Below are 16,580 nucleotides of genomic sequence, written 5' to 3'. Positions count from 1 at the left end.
TCGGTCATCATTTGCCTTCCCGCTGCTTCATGCGCGGATCGAGTGCGTCGCGGGCGGCGTCGCCGATCAAATTGATGCTGAGGATGGCGATCGAGAGCAGCAGGCCCGGCCAGAAGATCAGCGTCGGCTTGAGCTGGAAGTACTGACGGCCCTCGGCCATGATGTTCCCCCAGGTCGGCGTTTCCGGCGAGATGCCGGCGCCGAGGAAGGAGAGGATGGCCTCGGTGAGGATCGCGGACGCGCAGACGTAACTGCCCTGCACGATCAGAGGTGCGATCGTGTTCGGCATCAAATGTCGCCACATGATCTTCGGCAGGGATGTGCCGACCGAGATCGCCGCCTCAACATAGGGCTCTTCGCGCGCCGACAGCACGACCGAGCGCACCAGGCGTGCCACGCGCGGAACTTCTGGGATCGTGATCGCGATCAGTACGGTCCAGAGGCTGGCGCCGGACAGCGACACCACGGCGATTGCCAGCAGGATGCTCGGCATTGCCATCAGGCCGTCCATGATCCGCATCATGACGGAATCGACCAGCTTGAAGAAGCCGGAGACGAGGCCGATCGCCAACCCAATGACGATCGACATGATCGCCGAGCCGATGCCGATCAGAAGCGAAATGCGTCCGCCATACATGACGCGCGACAGCAGGTCGCGGCCATAGGCGTCGGTGCCGAGCAGGAATTGCGCCGAAGAGGGCTTCAGCCGCTGCGAGGGCGCAAGCTGGATCGGATCATACGGCGCGATCAACGGCGCCAGGATCGAGATCAGCACGACCAACGCCAAACAGATGGTTGCTGCCGCGATGATCGGCGTCGAGGTCAGGAATCCGAAGCGCGGCCGCAGCGGCGACGTGATCGGGATGGAGGACTGGGGAAGGGTATCGACAGACATTCTTGTTGTTATCCTTAGCCCTAGTACCGGATCCGGGGATCGAGCAGCGTGTAGGCGACGTCGATCAGGAGATTCACGACGACATAGATCAGCGACGTCAGCAGGATCATCGCCTGGATCACCGGATAGTCGCGCGCCAGCACCGCATCCACCGTGAGGCGGCCGATGCCGGGAATGTTGAACACGCTCTCGGTGACGACGACCCCGGAGATCAGAAGCGCAAAGCCGGTCCCGATCACGGTGATCACGGGCACGGCGGCGTTGCGCAGCGCATGGCGCATCATCACGGCGACTTCGTTGATGCCTTTTGCGCGCGCGGTGCGGACGTAGTCCTCGCCGAGCACGTCGAGCATCGCCGCGCGCGTCATGCGCGCGATCAACGCGATGTAGATAAAGGACAGTGCGCAGGTGGGCAGGATGATGCGCTCGAAGAACGGGCCAAAACCGTTCGAGATGCTGCGGAAGCCCTGCACCGGCACCCAGCGCAGGTCGATCGCGAAGACCTCGATCAGGATGTAGCCGACCACGAACACCGGCACCGAGAAGCCGAGCACGGACAGGCCCATCACGAAGCGGTCGATCCAGGTGCCGTGCTTCCAGGCCGCGATCACGCCCAGGGGAACAGCGACGATGACGGCAAGGATGATGGTCGACAGCGCAATCGAGATCGACGGCTCGACCCGCTGGCCGATCATCTTCATCACCGGAAGGTTGGAGATGAGTGAAGTTCCGAGATCGCCATGCAGCAGCTTGTTCAGCCAGGTGATGAACTGCACGATCAGCGGCTCGTTGAGGCCGAGCGAGGTCCGGATGCGCTCGAGCCGCTCCGGCGTGGCGTTGTCGCCGGCAAGAATCGCGGCGGGATCGCCCGGGGTGAGGCGGAGCAGGAGGAAGACGAACAGCGCCACCACGCCCATCACGGGCACGGCGGCGAGAATTCGGCGAAGGAGATATCCGAGCAAGTTGGATCCCGTCAGATTAGAGTCAAATCGGAGACAGCGGCTGGAGCCTGGGGTTCTGCCACCAGCCTAACATTTCAGCAATTCCCATGCCATCCGGGCCACCGTTTTTGCAGTGCGGTCAACTTGTTTCGGTGATCTGGCCCGGTTTTGGCGATGTGGCTCGCGCCGTTACTCCAGAGTCGCGAGCAGCCCCGCCATCAGCCGGCCGCGTTCGACCAGACTTTCAACCTCGATATACTCTTCGAGCGTGTGGCCGTTGCCGCCACGCACGCCCAGGCCGTCGAGAGTCGGGATGCCCAATGCCCCAGTGAAATTGCCGTCGGAGCCGCCGCCGGCGCTCGCATGCGGCAGTTCTGCGCCGAGCGACTTGGCGATCCCGCGCGCCTTTTCATACAGGGCCATGGTGCCGGCATCGGGCTCCCAGACCGGACGTGTCACGCCGCGCGTCACCTTGAAGGTGACGTCATTGGTTGTACCGGAGAGCGCCAGCATCCTCTCGACGCCGCGATCGAGGTCGGCCTGGCGCTTGGCCATCGAGAGCGCTTCGCCGGTGGCGGTCGTGGCAACGCAATTGACCCATTGACCCCCGTGCACGACTCCGACGGAGAACGTGCAGTCCTCGCCCGTCATCGCGTCGATGGCGAGGATTTGCCGCGCCATCTCGCGGATAGCAGAGCGGCCCGCCGACAAGGTCGCGCCGGCGTGGCTGGGCCGGCCGGTCGCCTCGAGATTGAAACGCGCGATGGCATAACGTCCGGTAGTGACGCCATTGTCAGCGCGGCCGGGCTCGGGCACCAGCACGTATTTGTTGCGCGCGGCTTCCGCCTCGATGATATCGCGCGTGGAGGGTGTGCCGACTTCCTCGTCGGGCGTGAACAGCACGGTAATCGGCAGCGGCGTCGTGAACGAGGCGCGGGCCAGTTGGCGGATCGCTTCCAGCGAAAGATAATTGCCGCCCTTCATGTCATAGATGCCGGGTCCGTAGCACTTGCTGCCCTCGCGCCGCCATTTCAGCTTCTCGATGGTGCCGGTGGGGTGGACGGTATCCATGTGTCCGGCGATCAGGATGCCGGGCTCGCCTTGCTTCGGATGCGGAAAGCGTGCGCGGATCACGCCGCCGAAGCCCTGGCGACCGGCGATGCGCTCGATCGTCGCACCCATGATCGCCATCTCCCGCGCTGCGATATCGAGCATGCGGTTCACGGCGCTCGCGTCCCAGGTCGGGCTTTCGCATTCCACCCAGCCGCGCAGGCCCTGGAGCATCGCTTCGGAATCGAAGGGAAGATTGGCTGGATTCATCTCGAAGTCTCTCCAATGTCTCTTGGGCTTCCGAACATGGAACGCGCATTGCATCGGCGCGGGGCAGGACAGGCGGAGAGCGTTGTAGAGCCAAACCGATCGTTGTGGAGCCCGTGCGCGCGCCGCTTGGGCTTGCAGCGAAACCGGATTGACGCGCTCGGCACTGTCTGCAACTCTCGAAAAGATAAAGGCATTGCATGAGGTTAGTTCGCCTAAAGAACGAACCGGATGCTCAATCAATAACCTGCCTTTGAACAGTTTCACGTCAGGAGAATTTTTATGTTTAAGTTGATGCGCCGGGGGCCTCGCGCGTTCGCCTCCAAACTTGCGCTGTCGGTCGTCGCGCTTTCGACGGCACTGGCCTCGCCGGTGCTTGCGGCCGGCAAGACCATCACCGCGGTGATGCATTCGGATCTGCGCATCATCGATCCGATCTTCACCACCGCCTACATCACGCGCGATCATGGCTACATGATCTACGACACGCTCTTGGCGCCCGATTCGAACTTCAAGATCCAGCCGCAGATGGCGGACTGGAAGATCTCCGACGACAAGCTCACCTACACGTTCACGCTGCGCGACGGCCTGAAGTGGCATGACGGTGCGCCGGTGACGGCGGAGGACTGCGTTGCCTCGCTCAAGCGCTGGGCCGCAGTCGATGGCATGGGCCAGAAACTGCTCGACTTCACCGCGAGCATCGAGGCGACCGATGCCAAGAGCATCACGCTGAAGCTGAAGGAGCCCTACGGCCTCGTGCTCGACTCGATCGGCAAGCCGTCCTCCCGCGTTGCCTTCATGATGCCGAAGCGCTTGGCCGAGACGCCGCCGGACAAGCAGATCCCCGAGCAGATCGGCTCGGGTCCTTTCAAGTTCGTGCAGTCGGAATTCCAGCCGGGCGTGAAGGCGGTCTACGTCAAGAACACCGATTACGTGCCGCGCAAGGAGCCTTCGAGCTGGACCTCCGGCGGCAAGGTGGTGAAGGTCGACCGCGTCGAGTGGATCACCATGCCGGACTCGCAGACCGCGGTGAACGCGTTGCAGTCGGGCGACATCGACTTCGTGGAAAATCTGCCTTACGACATGCTGCCGCTGCTGGAGGCGAACAAGGAGATCACGATCGAGGTCTCGAACACGTTCGGCTTCCAGACGCTCGGCCGGATGAACTTCCTTTATCCGCCGTTCGATAATGTCAAAGTGCGCCGTGCGGCCTTTCTGGCGATAAACCAGAAGGACGTTCTCGACGCGCTGGTCGGCAACGCCAAATATCAGAAGATCTGCGGCGCCTTCTTCGTGTGCGATACGCCATTCGCGACCGAGGTCGGTGGCGAGACCCTGGTGAAGGGCAACGGCATGGCAGAAGCCAAAAAGGCGCTCGCCGAGTCCGGCTATGACGGCACCCCGATCGTGATCATGGCCCCCGGCGATGTCACGACGCTGAAGGCGCAGCCGATCGTTGCGGCTCAGTTGCTGCGCGAGGCCGGCTTCAAGGTCGACCTGCAAGCGACCGATTGGCAGACGGTGGTGAGCCGCCGCGCCAGCCAGAAGCCTCCGAAGGAGGGCGGCTGGAACATGTTCTTCACCAACTGGGTCGCGGCCGACGTTTCCAACCCGATCGCCAATCTCTCGATCGGCGGCCAGGGCAAGAAGGGCTGGTTCGGCTGGGCCGAGAACGCCAAGATCGAAAAGCTCAAGGACGACTTCGTTCGCGCCGCCTCGCTCGACGATCAGAAGAAGATCGCCGCTGACATCCAGAAGGAAGCCTATGAGCAGGTGATTTACATCCCGCTGGGGCAGTATCTCCTGCCGAGCGGCTGGCGTAAATCGCTGACCGGCGTGCTCGACGGTCCCGCGACCCCGCTGTTCTGGAACGTCGACAAGTCGGAGTAGGGCGAAGGCTCTTTCTTTCGTCCGAATCATCATGCGGCGCCGCTGTCATCAGCGGCGCCGTTGTCGTTTGTCGATCTTAGTCTTTTGTCGACCTTGCGCCGGCTGAGAAGGCGGACGTTTTCAATCTTTTCCAGTTTCCAATCATTGCTATTTGTTTCCGTACTGAACTAGATGTGCCGTTCTTGCGCATCACCTTCCTTCCTCCATTTGATTCCAGTGCCGATCGATTTTGCATTCCAAGCGATGGCCGAACGGTCCGATCGCGCGCCGGCGCGATGGCGCCGCCCATTCCTGCGTTGGCTCGATGGCGTCGAGACGGGCTGGGCCGTGCCGCTTCTCATCGCCTGCTTCGTCGCGATCTGGACACTCTATCTGGCGGTCGCCTATGCCGGCGGCGGTCTGCACCCCGATACGCTGGAGGCCTGGACGCTGGGGCGGCATTTCGCGTGGGGCTACCCCAAGCATCCGCCATTGACCGGCTGGGTTGCCGCGAGCTGGAGCGCCATCTTTCCGCTCAGCGAGTGGTCGCTGCAATTGATGGCGATGACCAATGCCGGGCTTGCGCTGGTCTTTGTCGACCGGATCGCGCGGCAATTCGTGACGGGGCACAAGCGCGTCCTGGTGCTGTTGCTCCTGATGCTGACGCCGGCCTATCAATTCCATGCCCAGCGCTTCAATGCCAATGCGGTGCTGCTAGCCGTCTGGCCGCTGGCGACGTGGTGCTTCCTGCGCGCGTTCGAGACCCGCTCGGCGTCGTGGGCGATCGCCGTGGGGGTCACGACGGCGCTGGCCATGGCCGGCAAATATTATTCGATCTTCCTTGTCGCGAGCTTCACGTTTGCCGCGCTGGCGCATCCGGCGCGACGCGTCTATTTCACGTCCGCCTCGCCCTGGATTTCGGTCGTCGTCGGGCTTGCGGCGCTGTCACCGCATGTTCATTGGCTCGCCACGACGGGGGCACCGACCTTCACCTACGCGCTGAACCATGCCAACGGCACTGCGGTGAGCTCGCTCGGTGAGGCCAGGAACTTCCTTCTGGGGCTGTTGGCGGCCATCAGTGTGTCAGCCGTCAGCTGGATGCTGATCGCTGGCACGCGGCTGAAGCAGTTTCCGGACGATTTCGCGGCGATGAATCCGGGCCTGCGGCTCCTCTTTTACGTTGCCGTCGGCACGATCGCGCTGCCGGTCCTGGTCTCGCTCGCGATAGGCACCGATCTGCCGTCGCTCTGGGCGTTGCAGGGATTGTTTCTGTTCGCCATTCTCGTGGTCTGCGGCACAAATTATCCGATCGAGCGCTTTTACACCGTCAACCTCACCTTGATCGTGGCCGGCGTTGCGCTCACGGCCGTCCTCGTCGCCGCGCCGATCCATGCCGTCTACCGCAACGATCACGGTTACGAGGAGGGGCGCAATTTCTATGCGGAGGCGGCCAGCGAATTGACACGCGAGTGGCGCGAGCTGACAGGCGAGCCGCTCGCCGCCGTCAGCGGCGACGATGCGCTGGCCTTCGCGTTAGCCTTCTACAGCCCGGACCACCCGCACTACGTGCAGCCGTTCGAGAATCAATATCCCGGGGGCTTGCCGGGCAAGACGACGCTGGACCGCGGCTGGGCCGCGCTCTGCTTCCGCGATCAGGATGATTGCAGCCGGTGGATGGACGGGGTGGCCGGGCGTGCCGGGCACTTCGTCAAACGGGAATTTATGGTCCAGGCGCAGCTATGGGGCCGGCCCGGTCTCACGCGGGAAGTGGTTGTGCTGATGGTGCCGCCCCGTGGAAGCGGCGCGGCACCCGAGGGCGTCGCCGACGATTTCAGCGCCAGCAGGCGCGCAACGGAATAGACGTCTTGCTCAACAGTGGCTGTCGCGGACCCGCTCGAGCCCTTCACTCGCGAATGGCACGGTGAAGGCGGTCGTTTCGGCGTTCGACGGCGTGCGTTCCGTTTTCGCCCGCTCCGCGGCGTCGTGGTCTTTACGGTGTTTCGGTTCCATTGAAGCGCCTTTTCAAATTGTTGCAGTACAACATCGTGAGCGCCGCGAAGTTCCTCACCCGATGGCGCGCTGATGCGGCTTGAACAGCCGTCCCCTCTCCACCACCAGCACGATCGCGAGCGCGGCGAGTGACGACACGAAGAAGCCGACCGAGAACGGCAGCAGCGTGCCGTCGAAGCTTTGTCCGATCGCCATGCCGACGGCGATGCCGATCAGCGTGGTGATCGAGCCGTAGAGCGAGGACGCCGTGCCGGCGATGTGGCCCTGCGGCTCCATGGCAAGTGCGGTGAAATTGGCGACCATCATGCCGAACGAGAACATCATCAGCGCCGAGAGCACCATGAACAGGGGAAGCGGCAACGCGCCGAGGCTTTCCGTCAGCAGCATCACACCCGCCACGGCGGTGTAGAGCGTCAGCGCGCCGTGCGAGATCACGCGCATGCCGAGGGTTCCGACGAATCTTGCGTTGAGGAAGCCGGCAATGGCGGTGCCGGCCGCGATCGCGGCGAAGGCGAGCGGAAAATAATGGCCGAGGTGATAGATGCCGACAAACACTTGCTGGGCCGAAAATACGAAAGCGAACAGCGCACCCATGACGCTGCCGGCGGCGAGCGCGTAGCCGAGAGTTTGGCGATGGGTCACGGTCTGCCAGTAGGCCGTGAGCACGTCGACCGGCGCGAGCGACCTGCGTTCGCTCTCAGGCAGGGTCTCCGGAAGCCGCAGCACCGACCATGCGAGCGCGAGCAGGCCATAGAGCATCAGCACGACGAAGATGCCGCGCCATTGCGTCACCAGCAGCACCGCCTGTCCGAACGAGGGGGCGATTACGGGGACGGCGATGAAGATCATCATCGCAAGCGACATCACGCTCGCCATGCGGCGGCCGACGTAACAGTCGCGCACGATCGAGGTCGCGATCACGCGCGTCGCCGAGGTGCCGAAGCCCTGCAGTGCGCGCGCCAGCAGCAGTGTCTCGAACGACGGCGCGGCAATCGCCAGCACGCTCGCCATCGCATAGACCGCCATCCCGCCGAGCAGCACCGGGCGGCGGCCGAAGCGATCCGACAGCGGTCCCATGACGAACTGGCCCGCGCCAAAGCCGATCAGGAAGGTCGACAGCACCAGCTGAAGATGATTGGCGACGGGGATGTTGAAGGCCGCCCCGATATTGGGCAGCGCCGGGAGCATCATGTCCATGGCAAGCGGATTCAGCGCCATGATCGACGCGATCACGATGACGAATTCGGGAAAACCCATGGGGCGGTGTCCCGAGGACACCCAATCGTCGGCATTGACGTCGGACAAGTAGCTCACCTCTGATTTGAGGCCCTTGTCTAACCCCGATGCTGCGTTGCACAAGCGATGATTCGGGATGGCTGGCAGGCGGTGCAGGAGCAGACAGGAATTGATGAGGTATCAGCGCTCGCGGTCGCGGCGCGCGGCGGGATCCTCCGCGCAGCTTTCGTGGTGCGGGCAGCCGGGGTCGAACCGGCACAGCGCTTGCGCGCCGAGGGATTTTAAGTCCCTTGCGTCTACCAATTCCGCCATGCCCGCTTGATCCAACGAGATCAATCACTTAAGTCCCTTGCCGGCGGTCTGGAATTGGCGTTTGCAGGCCGGAGGGGCGGTTCTTCCTTAGGCGAGCCGGCGGCACAAGGCAAAGCCTCAATCCGGACATGTGTTGTTGCTTTAGGCATTCTCAATCGACGGGGACTATTCATCCGACATGTCAGCTTTGATTCGATGTCTGCTTTGACCCAATATCGCCTGCGCACGTGCTGCGTGGCCGCCGCGCTGCTCGCGACCGGCTTCGCGCAGTCCGGCTGCGCCGGCATGAGCGAGACGGTCGCTCCGGCGTTTGCCGATCCCGGCAAGTACGAATTGTACGATTGCAAGCAGCTCGAAGGCGAGCGCAAGTCGCTCGCTAGCCGCACCATGGAGTTGCAGAGGCTGATGGACAAGGCACAGACCGGCGCGGGCGGCGCCGTCGTGTCGGAGCTTGCCTATCGCAACGACTACGTCGCGGTCCGCGGGCGGGCGCAGATGGCCGAGGACGCTTGGCGCCGCAACAAGTGCCGGGAAACGCCGCCCGAAGAGAAGCCGGCCGCTGCGCCGGCGCCCGCGGCCAATCCTGGCCCGATCAAGCCTGGCCCGAAATCGACAAGAGCAGTGCGCTGAAACCAGCGCCTCGCATCAGGGGCGCCAGCCGTAAATCCAGTCCTGCCGTGCCAGCATGCGTTCCGGGCCGAGGGCGCGGACCGCAAGATCGCGCGCGTATGCGAGCGGCCCACCGAAATGGTAGATGCGGCCTTGCTGCCGCGCGGTCCGCTGCACCCGCCGCACGCGCGTCTGGCGCGTACGCCCGTATTGTCTCAGCGCAGCTGTGATGCCCGCGGTGCTCTCGGCGATCTCAAGGCTCAAATGCTGCGCGAGCACCGCGGCGTCCTCGATCGCCATGCCGGCGCCCTGCGCCGCAAACGGCAGCATCGCATGCACGGCGTCGCCGAGCAGCGCGACCGGGCCTTTGCTCCAGGGGCAGTCGTCGGGCACGTCGAACAGCGCCCATTTCCGCCAGCTATCGACCGTGGCGAGCATCATGCGCGCCGCGGGCGGCCAGCGCGGCGCGGCGAAGGCATCCATCACCTCGAGGGGATCGCCGGGCGTGCTCCAGCCCGGTCTGTTCCAGGTGCCCGGCAGCACCGCGACCACGTTGATCTGGCGTCCGCCCGCGATCGGGTAGGCGACGAGATGGGCATTCGGGCCCATCCAGAGCTGGACCCGGCGCGCGGTGTAGTCCTTCGGCAGCTGCGTGGCATCGAGCGTGCCGCGCCAGGCAATCAGCCCGGAGAAGCGCGGCTGCACCTCGGGAAAGAGATGCTGGCGCACCGTCGACCAGATGCCGTCCGCGCCGATCAGCGCACTGGCGAGATCGCTGCGCCGGATCGTGCCGCTGCGATGGACGACCGTCAGCCCCTTGGCGTGAGGCGCGACGTCTTCGAAGGTCGCGCCGAGTTTCAGATCGATATCGGGATGGTCGGAGACTGCGCCGGCGAGTGCGGATTGCAGGTCGGCGCGGTGCACCACCCAATAGGGGGCGCCGGCGCGCGCGGCGGCGGCTTCTCCCAGCGGCATGCGCAAGAGTTCGCCGCCGGCCCGCGCACTCATGATCGAGACCGCCTCCGGGATCACGGCACGCAGCTTGAGGCGCTCGGTGAGGCCGAGCTCGACCAGCACGCGGCTGGCATTGGGAGAGAGTTGCAGACCGGCGCCGACTTCCTCGAGCCGCTCGGCCTTTTCCAGTACGACGATGCGGAAGCCGCGGGCCGCGAGCGCAAGCGCAGCCGTCAGTCCACCTATGCCGGCACCGGCGATGACAATTGTTCGGGAGAGCGCCACCCCTGACCGATGGAAGCGATCAGGCGACCTTGTCCTTCAGGACGCATTCCGGCGGACGGGCTTCGCCCGCCTTCAGGTCGGCGGCGAAACGGTACAGCGTCGAGCAGTAGGGGCAGATGATCTCGTTGTCGTTGCCGAGGTCGAGGAAGACGTGCGGATGATCGAACGGAGGGTTGGCGCCCACGCACATGAACTCTTGCGAGCCGATTTCGATGACGGGGACACCGGCATCGTTGTGGAAGTGCGGGACGACATGGTCGGACATCGTACTCATCCTGGAGTGGCAATGGCGGCAGACACAATCACGACTGACGCGGCATTATTAAGGCGCCGCGGACCATACTGGTGGGTGTGGATGATTGCTAGCCCAGTGGAACCGAAAGCCCCGCAATGCCCCATGCTCATTTGCTCATGCAAATTCGACACAATCTTGCGGCCTGAGAGAAGCCCTTCTTTCGTCGGGGACGTTGTGTCGCAATTTTGGCATACTATGTCTGTGGACGAGCGTAATTGCGACGAAAGACGAACCGTCAGGCGTCAACGATCTCAGGACCGTCCAGGCTCTCCGCATGAAGTGGTTGCGAATCAGCACAGCGTTGACCGGTATCGTGGCGTGCGGCTTCATGCTCGCGCAGGTAGCACCCCATGCCCGCGAGGCCGGCGCGATTCTGGCCGCCCAGGACGATCCCGCCGCGCTCTCCGAGATCAAGCTCGACGCGCTGCTGCGGCACAACGACCGCCTGATTCAGGACAACATCGAGATCGCGCTCGCATCGGGCGATGCCGATCTTGCCGACAGTTTTGTCGCGTTGGCGCGCGACCGCAACATCGCGCTGCCTGACGACCTCCTGAGCCGTGTCGGCGATGCGGTCAAAGCCGAAAATTCCACCTCGCATTTCGCAAAACGGTTTGCCACCGGTCTCGTCACCGGCAACGCGGACGATGTTGCGAGCCTGTCGGGGACCGTGGCCGGCGATCTCTTTGTCATCGGCGACATCCGGGACGTCGTCCGGGAGGGCAAGCACCTCGCGATGGGCGAGGAGACCGATCGCCTGGTGCTGGGCCTCGCGGCCGCGGGTCTCGCGGTTACGGCCGTGACCTACGTCTCCGTCGGCGGTGCCGCGCCGGTTCGCGCGGGGCTGACGCTGGTGAAGGACGCGCGCAAGGTGGGCCGGCTCGGCGAGGGACTGGCGGCATGGGCCGGCCGGTCCGCGCGCGAGGTCGTCGATACGCCGATGCTCCAGAACGCGGTTGCCTCCGGCTCGGTGCTGCGGCCGGGCCAGACCTTGAGCGCGATCAAGGCCGCGTTCCGCGCGGAAAAGGCCGGCGCGCTGGTTCGGCTCGGCAAGGATGTCACGCGCGTCGTCGAGAAGACCGGCACGCGCGGCGCGATGGATAGCTTGCGCATCGCCGAAGGCCCCAAGGACGTCGCACGCGCGGCGCGGCTCGCGGAAGCGCAGGGCGGCAAGACGCGCGCGATCCTGAAGCTGCTCGGCCGCGGCGCGCTGCTGCTGATCGGCGGGGCGTTCAATCTCGCACTCTGGCTGTTCGGTGCGGCCTTGACGCTGTTCGGCCTGTTGTCCTCGATCAAGGCGACGACGGAGCGCCTGACCCAGGCCTGGTGCGATCGCAGACGGGCGCGGCGACTTCGCCAGGCCCGGATCGCCGCCGAAGCCGTTCTGGCAAGCGCTGCCGTCACGGCCTAAGATACCTCTTCCCCTCAAGATTGCGGAACTGATGATGCCGAGCTTTCACAACGGCGCCGTTGAAATTGCCTATCTCGACGAAGGCGAGGGCGATCCGATCATCCTGGTGCACGGCTTTGCCTCCAGCAAGAACGTGAACTGGGTCTATCCGACCTGGGTCTCGGAGCTGCGCAAGAACGGCCGCCGCGTCATTGCGCTCGACAATCGCGGCCATGGCGAAAGCGCCAAGCTCTACGAGCCCGCGCAGTACTCGATCCCGACCATGGCCGGCGACGTGCTGGCACTGATGGATCATCTCGCCATCCCGCAGGCCGATCTCATGGGCTATTCGATGGGCGGCCGGATGACGGCCTGGCTCTCCCTCAACGAGCCGCAGCGCCTGCGTTCGGCAATCCTCGGCGGCATCGGCATAGGAGGCCTGATCGAGGGCACCGGGCCCGGCGAGAACGTCGCGAAGGCGCTGGAAGCGCCCTCGCTCGACGACGTCTCCGATCCCGTCGGCCGCACGTTTCGTGCTTTTGCAGACCAGACCCGTTCCGACCGCAAGGCGCTGGCCGCCTGCCTCCGCGGCACGCGCGATCTCATGACGAAGGACGAAGCCGCGCGCATCGACGTGCCCGTGCTGATTGCGGTCGGCTCGACCGACGACGTCGCGGGCTCGGCCAGCGCACTCGGTGCCATCATCCCGGGTTCGGAAGTGCTCGACATTCCGAACCGCGATCACATGCGGGCGGTCGGCGACAAGGTCTACAAGACCGGCGTGCTCGATTTCCTCTCACGCCGCGGCTGAGGTGATCCTGTCTGGGCGACGAGGTTCTTGCCCAGCTATCCTGAAATGTCCATCGCAAGGCGCCATGCACTCCCTTCGGGTGCAACCGTCCACTCCTTCATACGCAGAGATATGAAGGTCCGATAAGGGATGAGAGGTCAGCTCAAAGCGGCAAGGAACGTCGGCTAAGAGCCAACAGAGGACGTTCGCACAGACATCGCATGAAAGAGGAGGCCGCCAACGAAGGCGGCCTCCCTCAACGGTTTCGGGGGTAGCGATTGATCCGATCAAGGCCATATCGGCATCGCGTACGGTTGCGCTCCGCAACGGCCTTACGGTGTGCAGCCCACCGGCAACACGTTTTGGCGTAGCACGGCCGGATCATTGGTGTTGCCGCTATCATAGCGGCAGACCCAATTAGTGCCGTCGTGCGTTTTACCGTCATTGGCCTGCATCTTGCGGGTCGCGCGTCCGCAGCCGACCTTCGTAGCTGACTTCCAGACGACTTGGGTGAAGTGGCCCGTCACTGGATTGTTGTTCTTGCATTCGGGCTTGGGCTCGTCGCAGGCACTCTTGAAGCCGCCGCAGATCCGCGGATCGTCGTACTTGTAGTATTTTCCCTCACACGCCCACGTCTCGGTGAAAGCCGCCGTATCTGTCTTCGCGGGGAGGACGTCCGTCGACACGCCGTTGTTCGTTCTGAACGACAACGCGTTCGCCAGGTTCTCATTGGATGTCCCGTGCTGGCCAAGCGGGCCGGTTTCCGCGTAGGTCTGCGCCGCTGCGGCCAAAGTCGCGTCCCATTGCAGCGGCGGGGAGCAATGCTGCCTCCTGAAATCGTTGTGCGCCCTGAGCATCTCGTTCCAGTCGGCCGGAACTTGTGTTCCTCCGCCAGCACCTAGGTCGTGGCCAAAGACGCCGCCGTCCCGCCTTATGACGATAATGCGGTTGCCGATCGTCGCGACAAACCTATCTGCATCGCCGTTGTATGCGACATCAGAACCCGCAAACTTGAAGGCCTGACCGATCGTGTTTCCGGCAACGTCGTGGCCGAAGACCCCGCCGTCTCGCCTGGTGACAATGATGCGGTTGCCCATCATTACGACGAACCTATCTGCATCGCCGTTGTACGCGACATTAGAACCCGCAAACTTGAAGGCCTGACCGATCGTGTTTCCGGTAACGTCGTGGCCGAAGACGCCGCCGTCTCGCCTGATGACAATGATGCGGCTGCCCATCGTCACGACGAACCTATCTGCATCGCCGTTGTACGCGACATTAGAACCCGCGAACTTGAAGGCCTGACCGACCGTGTTTCCGGTAACGTCGTGGCCGAAGACGCCGCCGTCGCGCCTGATGACAATGATGCGGTTGCCCATCGTCACGACGAACCTATCTGCATCGCCGTTGTACGCGACATTAGAACCCGCAAACTTGAAGGCCTGACCGACCGTGTTTCCGGTAACGTCGTGGCCGAAGACGCCGCCGTCCCGTCTGATGACGATGATGCGGTTGCCCATCGTCACGACGAACCTATCTGCATCGCCGTTGTATGCGACATTAGAACCCGCAAACTTGAAGGCCTGCCCGATGTTCTGCGAGAACGCTGGTGACAGAAACGTCATAAAAGCGGCTGCCGATAAAAGCGTGGCGAGCAAAAAATTTAGGCTCAATCTACACATAAAGGTCTCCTCAGCTGAACTTGGACATTCCTGGCAGCGTGGTTTGCAACAAAATCGCATATGGCGCCCTGCACGCCCGACTTGACGTGTACCTGGCTGGTTGCCGCAGTCTGCCACGGCTGGCGTGGCTATGAGTGAGATCAAAGCAATTATCGAGAAGCACCGATCTATCGGGGCGCTCTCAATCGAGCTGGCCTGTTGCGCACTACGCAACAAGCCGTGGAAGGTGATGGGGGAGCATGCGTGAATGATACGAGACAATTGGCGCGAAAGCACTGCCCGATCATAAGGCCGAAATCTGGCGCAGGATGTGAAGCCCTTCACAGGCCGCGGCCGATAGGAATTCACCGGTAATGGCCAAGCACTGCGAACGGAAGCCCAACCCATGTTCGCAAGCTCGAGGCGAGTAGGATCATTAGCGGGGGAGCAAAGGGGCCGCAGGACGGCCGGAGCCGCTAAGGGCTCTTATCGGACTCCAGAACCATCGGGCTCTGGTTCACCGGTTTGAAATTCGCTGCCCCGCATCTCGCGCTTCACCTTCTCCCATTCGCCTTTGAGTACCGCGCGGCCCGCCGTAACGAGATCCGGATCGAGAGCTTGTCGTTGGGCTAGGCTGTCGGTCTGGTAAATCTTGTCAGCGATTTCCCAGAGCCTGCGCTGGAGCACATCGTCGCGGTTGAGAAGAAGGTCCAGTTCAGTACCGAGGCGATATACCTCTCGGTCGTCCTTCGCCACTTGTTCCTCGGCAGCGTCCGGCCGATCAGGAAGATTCATTAGAATGGAATGGTAGGCGGCCAGTGTTTGGCGAAGTGTTTCCATCCAAGCATGCGTAGCCTTCCGATCTCGCGTGCGCCGGCAGTCTCGCCGTCAACAAGGCTGCACGTGCGGATATTGACTGGCTAGCGCCGATCTTCGTCCAACGCGCCACTGTACAAATGGGCCGAGCACGCCGGCAACGAACGCAAAGAGGGCCACCACGGCTGCGACCGCTGCAGCGGGATTTTGCTCCAAAATCGATACGATGTGCCCCACGGGCAACCTGGTCAAAGCTACTAGCGAGGCGCCGATCAAAAAACCGAGCGCAAAACCGACCCAAGTACTTGCTGCGTTCACATCGATGCTGAATGTTTCCGCAACCGGCGGGCGAGTGCAAGGGGCAGCGCGCAACGCGGGCGGGTCCTCTCCAAGGGAAACGCAAACCGGTGGCCCGGCCCCAAAAAGTCGCTAGCTGCGGGGATCAAATCTGATGCAACGATCCCCTAATGCAATGCCTTTGGAGCTGATTTCAATCAGCGAGGCGGCCCGGAACATCGGGGTCAACAAGTCCACGCTGAGCCGCCAGGTCGAGAGCGGAGCCGTCCGGTCGCACGATGGAAAAGTCGTGTTGTCTCAGGTCCTTGAGGACCGGCAGAACAACGTCAATTTGGCCCAGTCGCCGCGCCGTCCGGCCAAGCCGAAGCACGGGAAGGCGGCCGCAAAGCCCCGCACCGTTGCATCAGCTGATGCAACGCCGGGCCGCCCGGACGCAACGCCGGAGCCTGATCTGCCCGAAGCAGACCTCGAGCAGCTCATTGCCGACGGCAAAATGCTCCCATTCGCCGGGGCCCAGCGGGTCAAAGAGAACTTCCTGGCGCGTCAGCGCGCGCGAGTTCGAGGTGGAATGCGGCCGGCTGGTCGATCGGGCCGCAGCCAACAAGTCGTTCTTCGACCAGGCGCGCGAGCTGCGAGATGCTTGGCTGGCGTGGCCGGTCCGCGTGGTCACCCTGATGGCGTCGGATCTCGAGGTCGACGATCGCAAGCTGGTCGAGGTCCTGACGAAGTATGTCCGCCAGCATCTCGACGAGCTCGGCGAGCCCGCTGCTCCCGAGCTCGCTCCGCCAGGCTGAGGATCTCGCGACGTCGTGGCGCGCGGGGCTGAGGCTCCGCCCAACATGACCGTCGTCGAATGGGCGGAGAACGCGTCGATGCGGAAATCATGCTTGAACAAGAAACCAA

The 16,580-nt window shown here is 63.5% G+C and carries 14 protein-coding genes and 1 tRNA gene; 6 read left to right on the top strand and 9 right to left on the bottom strand.

Going from position 1 to position 16,580, the window contains the following annotated elements:
- Positions 1-7 precede the first annotated feature (7 nt).
- The 3 genes from IVB45_RS23740 to IVB45_RS23730 form a co-directional block, all read right to left on the bottom strand.
- Positions 8-895: an ABC transporter permease gene (locus IVB45_RS23740; RefSeq protein WP_007611875.1), complete on the bottom strand. Its 888-nt coding sequence runs from the start codon at positions 893-895 to the stop codon at positions 8-10.
- A gap of 20 nt (positions 896-915) precedes the next feature.
- Positions 916-1,857 (bottom strand): ABC transporter permease, encoded by a 942-nt coding sequence (locus IVB45_RS23735; RefSeq protein WP_007602533.1) that lies wholly within the window; start codon positions 1,855-1,857, stop codon positions 916-918.
- Between the two features lie 168 nt (positions 1,858-2,025).
- The gene (locus IVB45_RS23730) at positions 2,026-3,156 is read right to left on the bottom strand and encodes a M20/M25/M40 family metallo-hydrolase (protein WP_247362266.1); all 1,131 of its coding nucleotides are present in this window, start codon (positions 3,154-3,156) and stop codon (positions 2,026-2,028) included.
- Between the two features lie 279 nt (positions 3,157-3,435).
- Between IVB45_RS23730 and IVB45_RS23725 the strand changes: the two genes are divergently transcribed.
- Both IVB45_RS23725 and IVB45_RS23720 read left to right on the top strand, forming a co-directional pair.
- Entirely contained in the window at positions 3,436-5,043 is a 1,608-nt protein-coding gene (locus IVB45_RS23725; protein ID WP_247362264.1) for an ABC transporter substrate-binding protein, read from the top strand.
- A gap of 243 nt (positions 5,044-5,286) precedes the next feature.
- Positions 5,287-6,882, top strand: a complete 1,596-nt coding sequence (locus IVB45_RS23720; RefSeq protein ID WP_346015320.1) for a glycosyltransferase family 39 protein — start codon at positions 5,287-5,289, stop codon at positions 6,880-6,882.
- A 204-nt stretch (positions 6,883-7,086) separates the two neighbouring features.
- On the opposite strand, the gene IVB45_RS23715 is transcribed toward IVB45_RS23720, so the two are convergent.
- Both IVB45_RS23715 and IVB45_RS23710 read right to left on the bottom strand, forming a co-directional pair.
- A complete protein-coding gene (locus IVB45_RS23715) occupies positions 7,087-8,337 on the bottom strand; it encodes a multidrug effflux MFS transporter (protein ID WP_247362259.1) in 1,251 nt (416 codons plus the stop codon).
- Positions 8,338-8,497: 160 nt separating this feature from the next.
- Positions 8,498-8,586: transfer RNA gene (locus IVB45_RS23710), tRNA-Leu, on the bottom strand.
- A gap of 189 nt (positions 8,587-8,775) precedes the next feature.
- On the opposite strand from IVB45_RS23710, the gene IVB45_RS23705 reads away from it, so the two are divergent.
- On the top strand, positions 8,776-9,210 hold the full coding sequence (locus tag IVB45_RS23705; RefSeq protein ID WP_247362257.1) for a twin-arginine translocation pathway signal: 435 nt from the start codon (positions 8,776-8,778) through the stop codon (positions 9,208-9,210).
- A gap of 15 nt (positions 9,211-9,225) precedes the next feature.
- Here the strand turns inward: IVB45_RS23705 and IVB45_RS23700 are convergent, their stop codons facing one another.
- Together IVB45_RS23700 and IVB45_RS23695 are read right to left on the bottom strand one after the other, a co-directional pair.
- Positions 9,226-10,428, bottom strand: coding sequence for an FAD-dependent monooxygenase (locus IVB45_RS23700; protein WP_247362255.1), 1,203 nt, complete (start codon positions 10,426-10,428; stop codon positions 9,226-9,228).
- 19 nt (positions 10,429-10,447) lie between these two features.
- A complete protein-coding gene (locus tag IVB45_RS23695; RefSeq protein ID WP_007602543.1) occupies positions 10,448-10,693 on the bottom strand; it encodes a zinc-finger domain-containing protein in 246 nt (81 codons plus the stop codon).
- 304 nt (positions 10,694-10,997) lie between these two features.
- On the opposite strand from IVB45_RS23695, the gene IVB45_RS23690 reads away from it, so the two are divergent.
- Together IVB45_RS23690 and IVB45_RS23685 are read left to right on the top strand one after the other, a co-directional pair.
- Positions 10,998-12,134, top strand: coding sequence for a hypothetical protein (locus tag IVB45_RS23690; protein ID WP_247287164.1), 1,137 nt, complete (start codon positions 10,998-11,000; stop codon positions 12,132-12,134).
- A gap of 34 nt (positions 12,135-12,168) precedes the next feature.
- Complete coding sequence (locus IVB45_RS23685) at positions 12,169-12,924, top strand: alpha/beta hydrolase (protein ID WP_007611849.1); 756 nt, start codon at positions 12,169-12,171, stop codon at positions 12,922-12,924.
- A gap of 311 nt (positions 12,925-13,235) precedes the next feature.
- Here the strand turns inward: IVB45_RS23685 and IVB45_RS23680 are convergent, their stop codons facing one another.
- Both IVB45_RS23680 and IVB45_RS23675 read right to left on the bottom strand, forming a co-directional pair.
- The gene (locus IVB45_RS23680) at positions 13,236-14,585 is read right to left on the bottom strand and encodes a CAP domain-containing protein (RefSeq protein ID WP_247807525.1); all 1,350 of its coding nucleotides are present in this window, start codon (positions 14,583-14,585) and stop codon (positions 13,236-13,238) included.
- A gap of 465 nt (positions 14,586-15,050) precedes the next feature.
- Positions 15,051-15,404, bottom strand: coding sequence for a hypothetical protein (locus IVB45_RS23675; protein WP_247362249.1), 354 nt, complete (start codon positions 15,402-15,404; stop codon positions 15,051-15,053).
- 836 nt (positions 15,405-16,240) lie between these two features.
- Here IVB45_RS23675 and IVB45_RS23670 point away from each other — a divergent pair.
- On the top strand, positions 16,241-16,471 hold the full coding sequence (locus tag IVB45_RS23670; protein WP_247362246.1) for a hypothetical protein: 231 nt from the start codon (positions 16,241-16,243) through the stop codon (positions 16,469-16,471).
- Positions 16,472-16,580 lie beyond the last annotated feature (109 nt).

The sequence above is a fragment of the Bradyrhizobium sp. 4 genome, from assembly GCF_023100905.1.
Taxonomy (GTDB): Bacteria; Pseudomonadota; Alphaproteobacteria; order Rhizobiales; family Xanthobacteraceae; genus Bradyrhizobium.
This window is presented reverse-complemented; position numbering and strand designations above follow the sequence as displayed.